We start from the raw sequence: 17,613 nt of genomic DNA on the forward strand, positions 1-17,613 counted from the left end.
CCGGCGCCCGCTTTCATTGCTGAGAGAATTTCGAACGGAATGATGGAATTCCATCATTGCTTAGATGTTCTCCGAAATATGGATATCGAAAGGCAGGAAGAGCTGCCCGGGAACAGCCGTTTCGCCGTTTTCGATGGCGCCCGTCATCAGGATCATCAATTCCTTGCAGAGGGCGGGCAGGGGGGTGCCGATCGCCATGGCGACGATGTCGTCGGCAAGACCTGCTTTGCTGTCGGGCGTCAGCTCGTTGACCACCAGGACGATTTTGCCGCCGACGCCTTCTTCGCGGAACGCCGAAATCGCCCCTTCCATGCCGCCGCCGCAGACATAGAGGCCGACGAGATCGGGATGCTTCTGCAGCAGCGTCAACGTCGCCTCATGGGTGATCTCGGGCGTGTCCAGATTGATCAGCGTGTCGACGACATCGAACTCAGGCGCATTCTCGCGAAAATAGGAGCGGAAGCCGATTTCCCGCAGCTCATGTCCGTGGAACCGGTGGCTGCCGACGAAACAGGCGATCTTGCCAGGCCCGCGTGCGGTGCGCGCGATCGTCCAGGCGGCGGTGCGCCCGACCTTGCGGTTGTTGACGCCGACATAGGCATTGCGCACGCCCGAGGCGAAATCGGAAAGCAGCGAGAAGACCGGTATCCCTTTGTCCTTCAGTTCTTCGATGGCGGTCGTGACCGCAGGGTAATCGGGGGCAACGAGCGCAACGGCCTGGTTGCGGGCACCGAGCGCCTTCAGCTTCTCGACGATCGCTGCCGGTGTCGAGGCCGAGGGAAAGTCGATCTGCGTCTGGATGCGCGCGCTCGTGACCGCGCGTGCTGCGGTTTCGATCTCACGCACGAAGCTCTGATAGAAGGGTTGCATCGGCTTCTGCAGCAGGAAGGCAAGCCTGTATTGCGGCAGATCCTCGAAGACGCGCTGTTTGATCAGGCCGACAGCGTGATAGCCGATCGACTGTGCTGCATCATAGACCCGTCGCGCCGTTTCCTCGCGCACGCGGTGGCGGGCGTTGAGAACGCGGTCGACGGTGGCGACGCTGACGCCGGAGGCGCGGGCGAGATCGGAGATGGTGGGGCGGCGCATTGGCGTTCCTGATGGATTCGATCATGAATGCAAGCCAATCATGATGGCTTTTGATAGATTATATCAAGCCTGCATTGAGCGCTTTCCAAAGTCAACCTATTCTCCCAGTCAAGGGCAACGGGAGGCGGATCATGGCGACCCAGACGAAGAAACGTGACTACGACCTTCTTGGCGAAAGCGGCCGCACCGCCGTCGAAACTGGGCTGGCGGCAGCCGAATGGTATCACACCGACGTTGCGCGCAAGGAGATGAAGGCGCTGATGCAGCGCTCCGATGCGCCGGCGATCCGTGACACGATCATCTGGCTCGGCAGCATGGTGGTCCTTGCCGGGCTCGGCATCTATTTCTGGGGCTCCTTGATCGCGCTGCCCTTCTTCCTCGCCTATGGCGTGCTCTACGGCTCGGCCTCCGACAGCCGTTGGCACGAATGCGGCCATGGCACCGCCTTCAAGACGCGCTGGATGAATGACGTCGTCTACCAGATCGCCTGCTTCATGATCATGCGCAATCCGGTGACCTGGCGCTGGAGCCATGCGCGCCACCACACCGATACGGTGATCGTCGGCCGCGATCCCGAGATCGCCGTGATGCGGCCGCCTGATCTGTTGCGGCTGGTGCTTAATTTCTTCGGCATCCTCGACGTCTGGTACGCCGTCGTCGACATGCTGCGCAATGCTTTCGGCGGCGTCAGCGCGACGGAAAAGACTTTCATCCCGGAGATGGAGCAGCCAAAGGCGATCCGCATCGCCCGCATCTGGTTGGCGATCTATCTGGCCACGCTCGCAACCGCGATCTCCATGGGTTCGATCCTGCCGCTGATGCTGATCGGCCTGCCGCGCCTCTACGGCGCCTGGCACCATGTGCTGACCGGACTGCTGCAGCATGGCGGCCTTGCCGATAATGTGACCGACCACCGGCTGAACAGCCGCACGGTCTATATGAATCCCATCAGCCGGTTCATCTACTGGAACATGAACTACCACGTCGAACATCACATGTTTCCAATGGTGCCATATCACGCGCTGCCCAGGCTGCACGCAATGATCAAGCACGACCTGCCCGCGCCGAACCCGTCGATCTGGTCCGGCTATCGCGAGATGATCCCGGCCTTCCTGCGCCAGCTGCGCAACGAGGATTATTTCCTGAAGCGCGACCTGCCGGCCACCGCGCGGCCCTATCGCGAGGAATTCCACAACGAGCTGGCCCCGGCCGCGCAATAAAGACAATCGAGGGACGACAAGATGAGCGGAAACTGGATCCAGGTCTGCGACAAGGACGAGATCGACGAAGAGGATGTCATCCGCTTCGATCACGACGGGCGCACATTCGCGGTCTATCGCAGCCCGGACGACGAATTCTTCGCCACCGACGGGCTCTGCACGCATGAACATATCCATCTCGCCGACGGGCTTGTCATGGATGAGATCATCGAATGTCCGAAGCATAACGGCCGCTTCAACTACAAGACGGGCGAAGCCAAGGGCGCGCCGGTCTGCGTCAATCTCAAGACCTATCCGGTCAAGATCGAAGACGGTGCCGTCTTCATCTCACTCTGAGGGGGGTGGCGTGGTTCATTTCGTAATCCTGGGAGCCGGCGAATGCGGTGCGCGCGCCGCCTTTGCCTTGCGTGAAAAGGGTTTTGGCGGCGAGATAACGCTTGTTGGCGCCGAGCCGCTTCTGCCCTATGAGCGGCCGCCGCTTTCGAAGGCCGCCTCCACCGATGCAAGCGATCCGAAATTCATCGCCGCGGCGGAAAAATATATCGAAAACGGCATCCGGCTGCTGACCGGCCTCGAGGCAATGGATCTCGACACCGCATCCAGGACCGTCGCGCTTTTGGATGGTACCGTGCTTTCCTACGACAAGCTTCTGCTCGCGACGGGTGCCGCCGCGCGGTCGTTCCCCGGCGCGCCGCAGGGCAGCCCGCATATTCGCGCGCTGCGGACGCATCACGATGCGGCGGCGCTGCGCGAAGCAATGAAGCCTGGACAGCATATCGCCATTATCGGCGGCGGGTTCATCGGACTGGAACTTGCGGCAACCGCACGGCTGCTTGGCGCCGAGGTCACCGTCATCGAGGGGCTGGAGCGCGTGCTGAAGCGTGGCGTGCCGGAAGAGATCGCCCTTATGCTCACCGAGCGCCATCGCGCTGAAGGCGTCGATATCCGCTGCGGCGTCTCCATCGAGGCGGTGACTGAGGAAAGCGGAAAAGCCCTGATCCGATTGTCGACCGGCGAGGCGATCGAAGCCGATCTCGTCCTCGTCGGCATCGGTGCGCGGCCGAATGTCGAGATGGCCGAAAGGGCAGGGCTGGCAATCGACAACGGCATTGCCGTCGACACCTATCTCCAGACCTCCGCAGCTGATGTCTTTGCCGCCGGCGATTGCTGCTCCTTCCCATTGCCAATCTATGGCGGCCGGCGGGTGCGGCTCGAATCCTGGCGCAATGCCCAGGAGCAGGGCACATTGGCCGCGGCCAACATGCTCGGCCTCAACGAGGCCGTTTCGGCGGTGCCGTGGTTCTGGTCCGATCAATACGACATGACGCTGCAGATATCAGGCCTTGCCGAAGGGGTTATCACGCATCAGCGCCGCGAACTCGGCGCAGGCGCCTTCATTCTCTTCCATCTCGACGCCGGCGGACGATTGATCGCTGCAAGCGGCATCGGGCCGGGCAATGCGGTAGCACGCGACATCAGGCTCGCCGAAATGCTGATCGCAGCGCGCGCCCATCCGAACCCGGCAGCACTCGCGGCCAGCGACATCAAGCTGAAATCCCTGCTGGCCGCCTGAGCTGCCGATATTTTCAAAGGAATTGATGATGAAAAAACACAGACGCGCAACCGTCGCCGATCTGCTTTCGGAAAAAGGCAAGCGCCAGCTCACCATGCTGCGCGTCACCTCGCTGGAGGAGGCGGAAGCCGCCGAAAAGGCCGGAATCGACATCGTCTCCGTGCCGCCCTCGCTGCTCGGCCCGGTCTTTCGCGAAGCCGCGCCCACTCCCTTTGCCATTCCGGGGCTCGAATATGGCGACCATGTCTCGGCCGAGGATTATCTGCGTGCTGCCTTCGCGGCACTGAAGGCGGGCGGCGACGCGGTCTATTGCGCCGCAAGTCTGCAGACGATCCGGCGCATGCGGGACGAGGGCATCCCGGTCTGCGGCCATCTCGGACTGATCCCTTCGAAGGCGACCTGGACCGGCGGCTTCCGCGCCGTCGGCAAGACGGCGGCGAGTGCGGCCGAAATCTGGCGGCAGACCAAGGCGTTGGAAGAGGCCGGCGCCTTCGCCGCCGAAATCGAAGTCGTCCCAGGGGAGGTCGCTGCCGCGATCAGCAGCAACACCTCGATGCTGATGATCTCCATGGGGGCAGGCAGTGGCTGCGACGCCCAATATCTCTTCGCCGACGACGTGCTCGGCGCCAATCGCGGCCACTATCCGCGGCACGCCAAGATCTATCGCGACTTTGCCGCCGAACACGATCGGCTGCAGCGAGAGCGCATCGCCGCCTTCATGGAATTTGCCGAGGATGTCCGGACCGGCACCTATCCGGAGAAGCGCCATCTCGTCGGTATCGGCGACGCCGAACTGGAGATCTTCCTGCAGCGGCTGAAAAGCGGGACGGGCAATAGCTGAGAGCAACGGCGCGCTATTGCTTCGATGATGTGGGAAGCGCCGCAAAGGCGCTTCCTCTCCATTGGCTTCCGTGCCGGCCTGTGTCAGGAATTATCCGTTCGATTCATTCGGAACGGAGTATTCGGTCCCCTGTGACGATCGGCTTTGCGCATGCGGAATTGATTGCGGTGCTCGTCGCGGTGACGGGGGACGAGCCGCGCGTGATGACAATCCGTTCCGGCAATGCGTTGCCGTCGGGGCCGTTCGAAATGGGGCATCGAACCCTGCAATCGGGCCTGCGCGAATGGGTGCAGGAGCAGACGGAACATCCCGTCGGCTATCTCGAACAGCTCTATACCTTCGCCGACCGCGACCGGAACAACGACATTCCAGGTGGGCGGACGATCTCGATCAGCTATCTCGGCCTCGTCAACGAGCAGTCCGGCGCCGGCCGGCCGGGATGGCACGGCTGGTACGAATATTTCCCCTGGGAAGACCATCGGCAGGGCCGACCCGTCGTGCTTGACGAGATCATGGCGCGCCTGAGGAGCTGGGCCGATGCCGATCCGGCAAGGCGCGACCATCGCCACCGCCGGGCGGATTTCACCTTCGGCCTCGACGGCGGCGGCTGGAACGAGGATCTGGCCCTGCAGCGCTACGAACTGCTTTACGAGGCGGGGCTCGTCTCGGAAGCCGGATGCGGGGCGGAGGCCAATCTCGGTCGGGCAATGTTTGCCGATCATCGCCGTATTCTGGCAACCGGGATTGCCCGGCTGCGCGCGAAGATCAAATACCGCCCCGTCGTCTTCGAGCTGATGCCGGAGTGTTTTACCCTGTTGAGGCTCCAGCGCACCATCGAAGCCTTGGCCGGGTTGACGCTGCACAAGCAGAACTTCCGCCGCCTCATCGAACAGCAGGATCTCGTCGAGGAAACCGGCGGAACCGAAAGCGAAACCGGCGGCCGGCCGGCCAAGCTTTTCCGCTTTCGCCACACCGTGCTCGAAGAACGGGCGCTTGCAGGAACGAAATTACCGCTCGCCCGCAATTGACATATGCTCATCGTGAGAATATCTCTTTGCCTATGATATGCTCAAAGAGAGCATAATTAGGAGCCGGTCATGAACCATCCTGTTTCCGCATCCTCGCTCTACGAGCGCGTCAGCCGCGTCATTCCCAAAGCCGAATGGATGACGTTCGAAAATGACGTCGACGCGATCCTCGAGCTCAAGCGCCGCCGCAACGCCGTCATTCTCGCGCACAACTATCAGACACCGGAGATCTTCCACGGCGTGGCCGATATCGTCGGCGACAGCCTGGCGCTGGCCCGCAAAGCAATCGAGGTCGATGCCGATGTCATCGTGCTTGCCGGCGTGCATTTCATGGCCGAGACCGCCAAGCTGCTGAACCCCGAGAAAACCGTGCTGATCCCCGATCTCGGCGCCGGCTGTTCGCTGGCGGATTCGATCACGCCCGATGATATCGCGCTGCTGCGCCAGGTTCATCCCGGCGTGCCCATCGTCACCTATGTCAACACCTCGGCCGCGGTAAAGGCTGCCTCCGACATCTGCTGCACCTCGGGCAATGCCAAGCAGGTGGTTGAATCGCTCGGCGTGCCGAAGGTGCTGATGATCCCGGACGAATATCTGGCGCGCAATGTCGCCCGCGAGACTGATGTCGAGATCATCGCCTGGCACGGCCATTGCGAGGTGCATGAACTCTTCACCGCCGAGGACGTGCGCCAGCTGCGCGAAAACCATCCGGGCGTCACCGTACTCGCCCATCCAGAATGCCCGCCCGAGGTGGTGGCCGAAGCCGATTTCGCCGGCTCCACCGCTGTCATGTCGGATTATGTCGGCAGGCAGAAACCGGCGCGCGTCGTGCTGCTCACCGAATGCTCTATGAGCGACAATGTCGCCGTGCACCATCCCGATGTCGAGTTCATTCGCCCCTGCAATCTCTGCCCGCATATGAAGCGCATCACGCTGGCCAATATCCGCACGGCACTCGAGGAAAACCGCCACGAGGTCACCGTCGATCCGGCGATCGCGGTGGCCGCGCGCCGCGCCGTCGAGAGGATGCTGGCGATATGACCGAGATTCTCGAGCAGCTATCAGGACGCACGGTGATCGTCGGCAGCGGGCTTGCGGGGTTGATGACCGCGCTGACACTGGCGCCAGAACCTTCCGTCATCGTCACCCGCGCGGCCCTTGGCGCGGAGACGTCGAGCGCCTGGGCGCAGGGAGGCATTGCCGCCAGCGTCGGTGCCGACGATAGCGCGACGCTACATCTTGCCGATACGCTTGCCGCCGGCGACGGGCTCTGCGATCCCGCGGTCGCCGCCGGCATCATTGCCGAGGCGCCAGCGGCGATCGTGGCGCTGGAGCAAGCCGGCGTACGCTTCGACAGGAATGCCGCAGGAGACCTCTCACTCGGGCTCGAGGCGGCCCATAATCGCCGCCGCATCGTCCACGCCGAAGGTGATGGCTTGGGTGCTGCGATCATCGCCGCGCTAATCGAGGCGGTGATGAAAACGCCAGCTATATCAGTGCTCGAAGGCTTCGACGTCCGGCGGATTCTGATGGACGGCGAGCAGGTCGCCGGCCTGCTCTGCGCGACCGCGAATGGCGCCGCCATTCTGCCGACATCGAAGGTGGTGCTTGCCACCGGCGGCATCGGCGGGCTTTACGACGCGACCACCAATCCGATAGGCAATTTCGGCCAGGGGATCGCTCTCGCAGCAAGGGCCGGTGCCGCGCTCACCGATATGGAATTCGTCCAGTTCCATCCGACGGCACTCGATTCACGCCGTAGGCCGCTGGCGCTTATCAGCGAAGCGGTGCGCGGGGAGGGGGCTTTGCTCGTCAACGAACGAGGCGAACGGTTTATGGCCCGCATATCAGGCGCCGAACTTGCACCGCGCGACGTGGTGGCGCGTGCCATCAGCGCCGAAATCGCCAGCGGCGGCAGGGTCTTCCTCGATGCCCGCGCTGCTCTCGGCAACCGCTTTGCCGTTCGCTTTCCTGTCATCTCGACCCTTTGCGGCGAGGTCGGCATAGATCCGGCGAAAGACCTCATTCCTGTGCGCCCGGCCGTTCACTATCACATGGGCGGCGTCGCCACGGATGCAAATGGCCGCAGCTCGGTTCCCGGTCTCTGGGTCGCGGGAGAGGCGGCCTCGACCGGCCTGCACGGCGCAAATCGGCTCGCCAGCAATTCACTGCTGGAAGCGGCGGTGATGGGTATGCGGGCAGCGCGCGACATATCAGGCGCTCCCGCAAGTGCCACCGGCACCATCTTCCCCGAGAGGCTGCCGGCGCCGGCCGATGCGTCATTCGTGCGGCCGATCGTCTCGCGCCATCTCGGCGTGCTGCGCAATGCCGGCGCCATTCATGGCGCGATCGCCGCACTGCTGCCGCTTGCCGAAGGCAACGGCCCTGCCGCCGATCCGGCTATCGTCGCGCTGCTGATCGCCGTCTTTGCCAGCCTGCGGATGGAATCGCGCGGTGCCCATGCCCGCACCGACTTTCCTCTGAAGCTCGCCAACGCCAACCGGCGCCAGATGTGCCTTTCGGATGCTCTGGAGATCGCCCGCGCGACACCGCCCTATGCCCTTGCAAGGAGTGCCTGAGATGAGCCTCGTTCCCCTTCCGCGCCTGATCGTCGAGCCGCTGGTGCGGGCGGCCCTTCTCGAAGATCTGGGTCTTGCCGGTGATATCACCTCGGCCTCCGTCATCCCTCGCGATCACCGTTCGACGGTGGTGATGGCGGCCCGTCAGCCGGGCGTGATCGCCGGTCTCGATGCCGCCGAACTCGCCTTCACCCTCGTCGATCCGGAGATCGTCATGCGCCGTCATCTCCAGGACGGCGACGCGGTCAAGCCTGGCGACGTGATCGCCACCATCGAAGGCCCGTCGCGCGGCCTGCTGAGCGCCGAGCGCACCGCGCTGAATTTCCTCGGCCATCTCTCAGGTATTGCAACTGTGACGGCAGGGATCGCCGCCGCCATTCGCAGCACCAAGGCATCAGTTGCCTGCACGCGCAAAACGACGCCGGGGCTGAGGGCGCTAGAGAAATATGCCGTGCAGGCCGGCGGCGGCATGAACCACCGTTTCGCGCTTTATGACGCGGTCCTGATCAAGGATAATCATGTCGCCATCGCCGGCGGCGTCGCTGAAGCGATCCGCCGGGCGCGGGCCGGCGTCGGCCATATGGTGAAGATCGAGGTCGAAGTGGATACCCTCGATCAGCTGCGCGAAGCGATGGAGACCGGCGTCGACGCCGTGCTGCTCGACAACATGACGCCCGATCAGCTGCGCGAAGCCGTCGCCATCGTCGCCAGCCGGGCCATCACCGAAGCGTCCGGCCGCGTCACGCCGACAACGGCCGCCGCAATCGCCGCTTCCGGTGTCGACCTCATCTCCGTCGGCTGGCTGACGCACAGCGCGCCGGTGCTGGATATCGGGCTTGATTTCGTCGAGGCCGCGGCCGCAACGGAGATTAGCCCGAAACGGATTGCACACGTTCTGTAATCCCTCAGAGTCCGCCCGACAATTCATGAAGCGCGGGCAAATGCGTCTGACGAGGGTCCATGATGAATGCGGCGCAAAGGAAGGCTTTGGCGGAGTTGATGGTCACTTCCGGGTCTTTCCTAAGCACGCGGTCGGGCTGATCCAGCGAAGAAGCGCTCCGCGTCGGTGAACTGCGTCTGCAACGAAAGGAACCTTTGAAACGGCGAGGGGTTATGCGCCACATCACTGCTGGAGACATGGCCAATGTACATCGTTGTTGGCGGGACGGGCCGCGTCGGCTCCGCCGTGGCGCAGACGCTGCTAGACGAAGGCGAAGCCGTCACGGTCGTCACTCGAAATTCTGACAAAGCCGGTGCATGGCGACAGCGCGGCGCGGAGGTCGCCGTCGTCGACGTCCACGACGTGACGTCGCTGCGTGAGGTGTTCGGTTATGGGAAGCGGGCCTTCTTACTAAACCCGAACGCTGACATATCGAGCGATACGGATCGGGAGGAACGCGAGACTGTGCGCTGCCTGCTCGAGGCGATCGAAGGATCTGGACTGGAGAAGGTGGTGGCGGAATCAACCATGGGAGCGCAACCGGGCGAGAAATGCGGCGATCTCAACGTCCTTTACGAACTGGAAGTGGGCCTAAGGAACCAGCCGATTCCTGCCAGTGTCATCCGCGCAGCCTACTACTATAGTAACTGGGATACGATGATGGGAGCCGTCACGAAGGACGGGGTGCTAGCGACCATGCTCCCTGCAGACCTCTCGCTCCCAATGGTCGCGCCGGAGGATCTAGGAAAGGTGGCGGCGCGGCTTCTGCAGGAGCCGATCGAACCGATCGGCATACACCACGTCGAGGGGCCGAAACGGTACTCCCCCAACGATGTCGCCGCAGCCTTCGCCGCCGCCCTCGGCCGGGCCGTTCGCGTCGACGTGATCCCGCGCGAAAACTGGGAAGACGTATTCCGCAGTTTGGGCTTCTCCGACGCGGCGGCTCACTCATATGCAAGGATGACGGCTCTCACCGTCGATGGTCCCGAATATCCCGAGGATCCAATTCGAGGATTGATCTCGCTCCAGACCTACATAGGTAAGCTTGTTCGCAACCCATCCTGACGCGTCCCACTCGACCCCATTCTCGACGGGCTCTCAGGCTTATTTCACGCCGTAAATAACCTGCCCCACAGAACGCAACCGGCACCTGTCAAAGTGTTGGCCAAGCATTTCCTGCCTAAGCGGCACGCGAAAATGCAATTATTCGATGAAAATTCTTCTTTTTAAAGCAAAACCGCTATGCGTCGGGCTCTTATGGCTCTAACATGTTTTTGATTGGCCGGTGCGCTTGCGCGCCTTGGCTTTCAGGGGTGAGAACCGAGATGCAACGGACATCCGGCAGATGCTGACGAACAGGCTATGCCTGCTCGGAAGACCGCGATTGCTGGCGGCGGGGAAGGAACTCCCCTTGCCGGAGAAGTCTTATTTTCTCCTCGCCATGCTCGCCGCCGAACCCAATTTCGAACTCGACCGCGAAACCGTCCGGCGGCAGCTCTGGCAATCGGAGCTGCCGGAAAAGCGGGCCGGCAGCCTGCGCCAGCTGCTGGCGCGCATCGAACAGAGCATTCCCGCCGGCCTTCCACCGCTGCTGGACGCGACCCGAACCCATATCGGCCTTGCGGATGGCTGGGAGGTCGACGTTCATATCCTGAAACAGAAAGGGCCGCTCGCACCCGAAGACGGCGACCTGCTGAACGGCGAATTGCTCGAAGGCGTTAAATCGCCGACGCAGGGCGCCGAGGACTGGCTGACCTTTGAGCGCCAACGGGTCGACGAGTTGCGCTCCGCCCATCTCGCCCGGCTGGTCGAGACATCGGAAGACAGATCGGATGAAGATCAGGTCACGCTTGCCAGGCGCCTGCTGGAACTCGACTCTGCCAGTGAGACGGCCTATCGCGCCTTGATGCGCACCTATGTCAGGATGAACGATCCGGCAGCGGCGCGTCAGGCCTATCTGAAGTGTAAGAGCCAGCTGAAAGACGACTTCGACACCGAGCCGGAAGAAAGCACCACCGCTCTTGCCCGCGAACTGAACCTGGTGCCGGCAGCACAGGCGACGTCGGGACATCCTCAGTCGGCGCCTAACCTTTCCGTCGGTCCGCTTGGTCAGCCGCGTATCATCATCCTGCCGCCGGAAAGCATCTTCACCGATCCGCTGATGGAGCGCGTCGGCAGGGCCCTTCTCGAAGACGTCACCATCGGCCTCAGCCAGCAGCGTGGCTTCAAGGTGATCGCGGCGCATACGAGCCTGGAAATCCTCAGCCGTTCGATCGATCCGTCGCGTGCCGTGCCCGGTCCGCTCGACCTCAGCTTCGACTACGCGGTCTACGTCACAATCCAGGGCCGCGACGAGGATGTCTATGCGACCTGCCGGCTGACGCGGACGACGACTTCGGAGGTGATCTGGGCCATCGAACTGCCGCTGGTGATGCAGAAGATCAGCGAATCCTTCGCGCATCTGACGCGGCGGATCGTCTCCTCGCTTGCCGACACGATCGAGCGCCACGAACTGGCGATGCCGATCGGCGAGGCGCCGCCGTCCGCCTACCGTCTCTACTTGGAAGGCAAGCGGCTGATCGCCCAGACCGACCTGCAGCATCTGCGCCAAGCGCGCAAATGGTTCAAATCCTCGCTCAATCGTTATGAACATTTCTCCGCCGCCCATGCCGGCATGTCGCGCGCGCTCGGCATGGAATGGCTGATCCGCGGCATGCGGGACAAGGAACTGCTCGACGAGGCGAACGGTGCTGCCCGGCAGGCGCAGCAGTCCGACCCGAACAGCGGCCGGGCCTACCGCGAACTCGGCTTCGTGGCGCTTTATCGGCGCCGCTTCGACGAAAGCTTGGAATATTTTCAGCAAGCCCAGGATCTCAATCCCAATGATGCCGACATCCTGGCCGACTATGCCGACGCGCTATGCCACTATGGCGACTTCGACAGAGCGCTGGAGCTGAACAAGGCTGCCTTCAGGCTCAATCCCCTGCCGCCAGACTATTACTACTGGAATCTCGGCGGCATTCACTTCGACCGCGAAGAATACGAAAAGACGATCGAGGCGCTTGAGCCAGTGAGATCCAAGCAGGCAACGGCCCGCTTGCTCGCTGCCGCTCATGCCATGGCAGGCAACGTGAAGAAGGCTCACACATACGCCAAGGTCGTTTTGGAAAATTTCCCGGATTTCCGCAGCGAGGATATCCGCCATTTCGTTCCTGATCGCGATTCTCGCTATACGGAATCGCTGATTCACGGCCTGCATCTGGCCGGACTTCCCTGATCCGTCGCCTTTTAAATAAGCCTGTAACGCTTAAGTGACGCAGGCAATGTTCCTCTCCGATGGTTAACGGCGGCCTCCCGCTGCCTTCCCTATCGGAGATGGAAAATGAAAACCAATGTTGAAACCAATGCCGCAATTCTTTCCCAGCCGCGTTTCTCGGCTGCAGCCAAGGCCGCGATGAAGCAGGACGAGCTCAACATCGCTGCGAACGGTCTCGAGAACCTCACACATGCACTGAAGTTCCGCTAAGGAACAGATCGGCATGTCCGCTTTCACCGACCTTGAAACGCTTGCCGGTGACCTTAAACGATCATCGGCCGGCGTCAGCGACTACCATGACCGCGCCGTCACGCCGGCTCAAACCTTGGCGGCCATCAGGCCGCATCTGCGCGAATTCGGCATTACGCGCGTCGGTCTGCTGACCGCACTCGACGTTCTGAACATCCCCGTCGCCTTCGCAACGAGGCCGAACAGTCACACGCTGTCGGTCTTTCAGGGCAAGGGTATCGACAACGATGCAGCCATGGCCTCGGCGGCGATGGAGGCGGTCGAGACGCGGATCGCCGAAATTGCCCCCGCCGACCTGACGCTGGCGACGGTCGAGAGCATGCGGGCGGAGCGTGCCGCGATGATCGATCTCGACAATGTCGCACGCTGCGCGCCCGACGAAATCGGCAGCAGTCCTATTCCGTGGTGCTCCGGGCTCGACATTCTTTCCGGCAGCAGCGTCTTCGTGCCCTGGTGGCTCATCGGTCTCGACCATCGCGGCGAGAGGCCGCCGGGCTTCGAGCAGTCGAGCGATGGGCTTGCCTCCGGCAACACGCCGTCCGAAGCGGTCCTGCATGGGCTTTGCGAGCTGGTGGAGCGCGACGCCTGGGCCTTGACCCAGCTGAAATCGCCTGAGCGCCTGAAGGAGAGCCGCATCGACCCCGCCTCCTTCGGCGATGCGGTCATCGACGTCATGACCGACCGGATCACCCGCGCCGGCATGAAATTGCTGCTACTCGACATGACGACGGATATCGGCGTCCCCGCTTTTCTGGCCGTCATCATGCCAGGCAATCTTTCCGACCGTGTCGACGCGCGCTGGTCGCATGTCTGCGGTGGCTGCGGCTGCCACCCCGATCCCGTGCGCGCCGCGCTGCGCGCCATCACCGAAGCGGCGCAGAGCCGGCTGACCGCGATTGCCGGCAGCCGCGACGATTTCTCGCCGCGCATCTATCAGCGGCTCGACAGGAGTGCGGCGATGCAGCAGGTGGTCGAGCTCTGCGAGGGCGACGGCCGGATGCGCTCGTTCCAGGCCCGCGATCGCCGTCCGGCGACGATCCAGGACACCATCGGCCATATTGCCGACAGGCTGGCAGCAACCGGCATCGAGCAGATCGTCGTCGTTCCTTTTCCGCATCGAGCCCTGCCGGTCTCCGTCGTCAGGGTGATCGTGCCGGGACTGGAGGTCGATATTTCAGGCCAATACATCCAGCTCGGCCTGCGCGCGGTCAACACCATGAGAGGAGCCGAATCATGAAGGTGCTGTTCGTCGGCCCGAGCCTTGGCAGCGATCTTGCCGCGGCAAGAGCCATGTCCCCCCGCATCGATTTCCGGCCGCCGGCCGCCTGCGGCGACATCCTGAAAGCCGTTGAGGACGGCGCCACCGCGATCGGCCTGGTCGACGGCTATTTCGGCGACCTGCCTTCGGTCTGGCACAAGGAAATCCTGTACGCACTCGAACACGATGTCGCCGTTGCCGGCGGCGCCAGCATGGGCGCGTTGCGAGCGGCCGAATGCGCGCCCTTCGGCATGGTCGGGCTCGGCTCGATCTTCGAAGATTACGAGTCCGGACGGCTGCTCGACGACGAGGCCGTCGCGCTGGTGCATGCGCCGCAGGAGCTCGGCTGGCTGCCGCTTTCCGTACCCTGGGTCGATTTCGAGCCGACCATCGATGCGCTTTACGCCAACGGCGAAATCTCGTCCGGCGAGCGCAAGAAGCTGCTGCTTGCCGGCCGTTTCCTGCATTTCTCCGAGCGCACCTATGCGAAGGTGGCCGACGAGTGCCATTTCCGCAAGCCGCGCCGCGACCACATCCTCGCCGCCATCCGGGGGAACCGTGTCGAGCGCAAGCGCGGTGACGCGTTACTGGTGCTGGAATGGCTACGCCGGGACAAATTCCGCCCGGTCAACCGTGACTGGCGCTTTGCCGCGACCTCGCACTGGGAACTGCTGCACGCCGAAGTCACGCGCAATGCGGTTCCTGTAACGCTTGAATAACGGTCGCGGCGGAAGATGCAGTCATGATGGAATCGTAGGGTTCCACGACCAAAGAGGGCGGGAACGATGTTTGAACAACACCACGAAGGTACCGGCAGCGAATACGCAAGGATCTTCCGGCTGCTGTCGGCAGCCAAGGAGGAGGCTGAAAAGCTTCAGCTGCGCAATCTGATGCACCTGACGAACATGGCGCTGCTGCAGGTCGTCATCGATTGGGACGGCATAGATCCCGACAGGGAGCTTGACGTCAATCTCGAAAAGCTGGTTGGCAGCAAAGCCAAGATCGCAATGAAGGATGCCAGCGAGAATCTAATCCTGATCGATCGCCATTGATCTCGATCGATTGCTATTGATCCCGATCGATCGCCATTGATCCGATCGATCCTGGTTGACCCTCACGCGGTCCGTTGGGATCACTTGAAAGACAACCGGTCTATTCGGCCGCTTCACTATCCAACTGTTCGGTATTGGCAATCGCCTGGACGAGCTTCAGGATCTTCTTACGAAGCGCCTCGTTCTTGATCGAAAAGAACGCCGCATTGAGAAGGACGCCTTCGCGCGAAATAACGAATTCCTCGCTGGGAGCGGGGTTGTCGTTGGCATTATCTGGGGTCGACAGGTCGTCGAAAAACGTCCTGACATCGACCTTCAGCGCGCCGGCGATTTCGACCAGCATGCTGGCGGAAACGCGGTTGGAGCCCTTTTCGTATTTCTGGATCTGCTGGAACGTTACGCCCACACGATCGCCCAGTTCCGTTTGAGAAACTTTCCTCAACAGACGCTGGATGCGGATCGTCTTTCCGACGTGAACATCGACGGAATGCGGTTCTTCTTTCATCTCATTTCCCTTCTGAAGGCAGCGGACAAGGGGTTATTCGCCATATCCGTGTCAACAACTTTTAGCCGAGATAAATAAGGCTAGCAATTGCTTGCATGTAGATAGAGTTAAACTCGAAAATCGGGCCCTTTTTGTCCCGAAATGGTACAAAAAACATGCCGAAACGGCACATCCAAGAGACCGGTCGCTTTATTTTGTGACATCAGAGCGACCAGAGGCGCTGTGCATTGGCGAAAAGCAGCTTCGAGCGCTCTGTCTCGCTTACGCCGGAAAGCATGGAGTGGGTCGCCGCAACCCAGGTGGAGAGGCCGCCGCCGAGCGTACAGACCGGCCAGTCGCTACCCCAGACGACGCGGTCCCAGCCGAAACTTGCGGTCACATGTTCGATATAGGGCTGCAGCGTTTGCGCCGTCCAGGTCTTCGCATCGGCATAGGCGACGACGCCGGAGACCTTGCAGACGACGTTCGGCCGCCGGGCAATCTCTGATATGCCGGTCTTCCACGGCCCAAAGGCATCCGAGCGGATATCCGGCACGCCACAATGGTCGAGCACGAACTGCACGTCGGGCGCAAGATCGGCGAGGGCGGTCACACGGCTCGCCTGATGCGGCAAGGTGCAAAGGTCGAAGGTCAGGCTGCTACCGCTAATGCGCCTGATGTTTTCGCGGAACAGGGCGCCTTCGGAGACATCATCGGGCACGACATGCAGCACGCGGCGGAACCCCTTGACGAAGGGATCGGCCTTTTGCCGCTCGAGATAGGCGGCGAAGCCTTCCTCTTCCGGCCGGCAGGAGACGATGGCGCCGGCAATCAGACTGCCTTCCTTTTCGGCGAGGCTGGCGACGTGATCAGTCTCTGCCTGTATCGCGGCAGGATCGACGTCGACCTCCATATGCAGCACCGTGGTGATGCCGCAGCGACGGGCCTCCCTCGCATAGGCCTCGTAGAGGAAATCATGATCGAGATCAGGCACGCCCGAGAGCCAGGGATAGGGCAGCGCCGACCGATCGATGATATGCAGATGGGTGTCGATGAACACGCTCTTCCTCCCAGAATGATTTCGTGAAACTATCTCTGGTGAATGGATTGTTCAAATAGAAATTCCAGCCGTCAGGTGGGGGTGGCAACATCGGCGCCCGCCAGCAGCGAAAGCTGGGCCGCCGCCTTCTGCACCAGCGTGATCGCTTGGGTGATGTCGGGAGCCGACGGCGCGTTGACCAGCGCGATGAAGGGGCAGGTGAGGGCGGCGATGCAGCGGCGGTCCGGCCCGAGAACGGGAGCGGAGAGATTGTAGACGCCTGAAGTCTGGGCACTCGCCATCATCTCATAGCCGCGCTCGCGGATCTGGTCGAGACGATCGTAGAATTCAGGCCCGAGTTCGACATCCGCGCGGCTGCGCACATGTTCGGAGATCATCATCTCCCGCTCCTCCTTGCTGCGGAAGGCCAGCAGCACATGCCCCGATCCGGTGTCGAAGAGGCTGATATGGGCGCCGATGCGGATCGAAAATCCCCAATAGTCCGGCGCCTCCTGCTGGGCGATGACGACGGCAGCACCCCGATCGAAGACGGCAAGATGATTGGCCTGGCGCGTGCGCTGGGCAAGATCGCGCATCAGCGGCGTGGCGTAAGAGGCAAGCCGGCGCACCGGCGCGTGCAACTGCGCGAGGCCGAAGAGCTTCAGCGTCAGCGAGTAGCGGTCGCCATCCAGCCGGGTGACGTAACCGCGGCGTACCAAGCGATCGAGCATGCGGTAGAATTCGTTGGGGCTGCGGTCGAGCCGCTTGGCGATTTCGGCCTGCGTGAGACCACTGTCAACGCCGGCGAGCAGCTCCAGGATATCGAGGCCTTTGTCGAGAGCAGGAGCGCGATAGCAGTCGGACTCGTCGGTCTCCATTGCTTCCTCCTGTGAATATCATTCTGCATATACGCAGAACGGAAGCCGGAAAAGGAAAACTTCGCAC

Annotated in this window: 18 protein-coding genes; 14 read left to right on the forward strand and 4 right to left on the reverse strand. The window is 62.3% G+C overall.

What is annotated here, in order from left to right; translation table 11 throughout:
• Nucleotides 1–60 precede the first annotated feature (60 nt).
• Entirely contained in the window at nt 61–1,089 is a 1,029-nt protein-coding gene (locus HFO71_RS27870; RefSeq protein ID WP_131640648.1) for a LacI family DNA-binding transcriptional regulator, read from the reverse strand.
• 131 nt (nt 1,090–1,220) lie between these two features.
• On the opposite strand from HFO71_RS27870, the gene HFO71_RS27875 reads away from it, so the two are divergent.
• The 14 genes from HFO71_RS27875 (at nt 1,221) to HFO71_RS27940 (ending at nt 15,145) form a co-directional block, all read left to right on the forward strand.
• Entirely contained in the window at nt 1,221–2,309 is a 1,089-nt protein-coding gene (locus HFO71_RS27875; protein WP_131640647.1) for a fatty acid desaturase family protein, read from the forward strand.
• Between the two features lie 21 nt (nt 2,310–2,330).
• Nucleotides 2,331–2,645, forward strand: a complete 315-nt coding sequence (locus HFO71_RS27880) for a MocE family 2Fe-2S type ferredoxin (RefSeq protein ID WP_003548266.1) — start codon at nt 2,331–2,333, stop codon at nt 2,643–2,645.
• A gap of 10 nt (nt 2,646–2,655) precedes the next feature.
• The gene (locus tag HFO71_RS27885; RefSeq protein ID WP_221988690.1) at nt 2,656–3,882 is read left to right on the forward strand and encodes an NAD(P)/FAD-dependent oxidoreductase; all 1,227 of its coding nucleotides are present in this window, start codon (nt 2,656–2,658) and stop codon (nt 3,880–3,882) included.
• Between the two features lie 25 nt (nt 3,883–3,907).
• Nucleotides 3,908–4,723 carry a 3-methyl-2-oxobutanoate hydroxymethyltransferase gene (locus HFO71_RS27890; RefSeq protein WP_221968620.1) on the forward strand — a complete coding sequence of 272 codons (816 nt, stop codon included), beginning with the start codon at nt 3,908–3,910 and terminating at the stop codon, nt 4,721–4,723.
• A 29-nt stretch (nt 4,724–4,752) separates the two neighbouring features.
• Complete coding sequence (locus tag HFO71_RS27895; protein WP_170268855.1) at nt 4,753–5,751, forward strand: NUDIX hydrolase; 999 nt, start codon at nt 4,753–4,755, stop codon at nt 5,749–5,751.
• 69 nt (nt 5,752–5,820) lie between these two features.
• Nucleotides 5,821–6,792: a quinolinate synthase NadA gene (gene nadA / locus HFO71_RS27900; RefSeq protein WP_221988692.1), complete on the forward strand. Its 972-nt coding sequence runs from the start codon at nt 5,821–5,823 to the stop codon at nt 6,790–6,792.
• Complete coding sequence (locus tag HFO71_RS27905; protein WP_221988693.1) at nt 6,789–8,330, forward strand: L-aspartate oxidase; 1,542 nt, start codon at nt 6,789–6,791, stop codon at nt 8,328–8,330. The genes nadA and HFO71_RS27905 overlap by 4 nt, the downstream gene beginning before the upstream one ends.
• Nucleotides 8,308–9,231: a carboxylating nicotinate-nucleotide diphosphorylase gene (gene nadC, locus HFO71_RS27910; RefSeq protein ID WP_170268856.1), complete on the forward strand. Its 924-nt coding sequence runs from the start codon at nt 8,308–8,310 to the stop codon at nt 9,229–9,231. The genes HFO71_RS27905 and nadC overlap by 23 nt, the downstream gene beginning before the upstream one ends.
• Nucleotides 9,232–9,474: 243 nt before the next feature.
• The gene (locus HFO71_RS27915) at nt 9,475–10,335 is read left to right on the forward strand and encodes an NmrA family NAD(P)-binding protein (RefSeq protein WP_077979999.1); all 861 of its coding nucleotides are present in this window, start codon (nt 9,475–9,477) and stop codon (nt 10,333–10,335) included.
• A gap of 220 nt (nt 10,336–10,555) precedes the next feature.
• Nucleotides 10,556–12,547, forward strand: coding sequence for an AfsR/SARP family transcriptional regulator (locus HFO71_RS27920; protein ID WP_131661589.1), 1,992 nt, complete (start codon nt 10,556–10,558; stop codon nt 12,545–12,547).
• A gap of 105 nt (nt 12,548–12,652) precedes the next feature.
• Nucleotides 12,653–12,796 carry a hypothetical protein gene (locus tag HFO71_RS27925; RefSeq protein WP_168337108.1) on the forward strand — a complete coding sequence of 48 codons (144 nt, stop codon included), beginning with the start codon at nt 12,653–12,655 and terminating at the stop codon, nt 12,794–12,796.
• A 13-nt stretch (nt 12,797–12,809) separates the two neighbouring features.
• Entirely contained in the window at nt 12,810–14,072 is a 1,263-nt protein-coding gene (locus tag HFO71_RS27930; protein WP_221988695.1) for a YcaO-like family protein, read from the forward strand.
• Complete coding sequence (locus HFO71_RS27935) at nt 14,069–14,812, forward strand: TfuA-like protein (protein ID WP_131661591.1); 744 nt, start codon at nt 14,069–14,071, stop codon at nt 14,810–14,812. Before HFO71_RS27930 ends, HFO71_RS27935 begins: the two co-directional genes overlap by 4 nt.
• A gap of 66 nt (nt 14,813–14,878) precedes the next feature.
• The gene (locus HFO71_RS27940; RefSeq protein WP_003548229.1) at nt 14,879–15,145 is read left to right on the forward strand and encodes a hypothetical protein; all 267 of its coding nucleotides are present in this window, start codon (nt 14,879–14,881) and stop codon (nt 15,143–15,145) included.
• 100 nt (nt 15,146–15,245) lie between these two features.
• On the opposite strand, the gene HFO71_RS27945 is transcribed toward HFO71_RS27940, so the two are convergent.
• The 3 genes from HFO71_RS27945 to HFO71_RS27955 form a co-directional block, all read right to left on the reverse strand.
• Nucleotides 15,246–15,650, reverse strand: coding sequence for a helix-turn-helix domain-containing protein (locus HFO71_RS27945; RefSeq protein ID WP_077980003.1), 405 nt, complete (start codon nt 15,648–15,650; stop codon nt 15,246–15,248).
• A 202-nt stretch (nt 15,651–15,852) separates the two neighbouring features.
• Nucleotides 15,853–16,689 (reverse strand): amidohydrolase family protein, encoded by an 837-nt coding sequence (locus tag HFO71_RS27950; RefSeq protein ID WP_131661592.1) that lies wholly within the window; start codon nt 16,687–16,689, stop codon nt 15,853–15,855.
• 71 nt (nt 16,690–16,760) lie between these two features.
• Entirely contained in the window at nt 16,761–17,546 is a 786-nt protein-coding gene (locus HFO71_RS27955; RefSeq protein ID WP_221988697.1) for an IclR family transcriptional regulator, read from the reverse strand.
• Between the last annotated feature and the right edge of the window lie 67 nt (nt 17,547–17,613).

Origin of the sequence: Rhizobium laguerreae (genome assembly GCF_019778565.1) — a bacterium.
Classification (GTDB): Bacteria; Pseudomonadota; Alphaproteobacteria; order Rhizobiales; family Rhizobiaceae; genus Rhizobium; species Rhizobium laguerreae.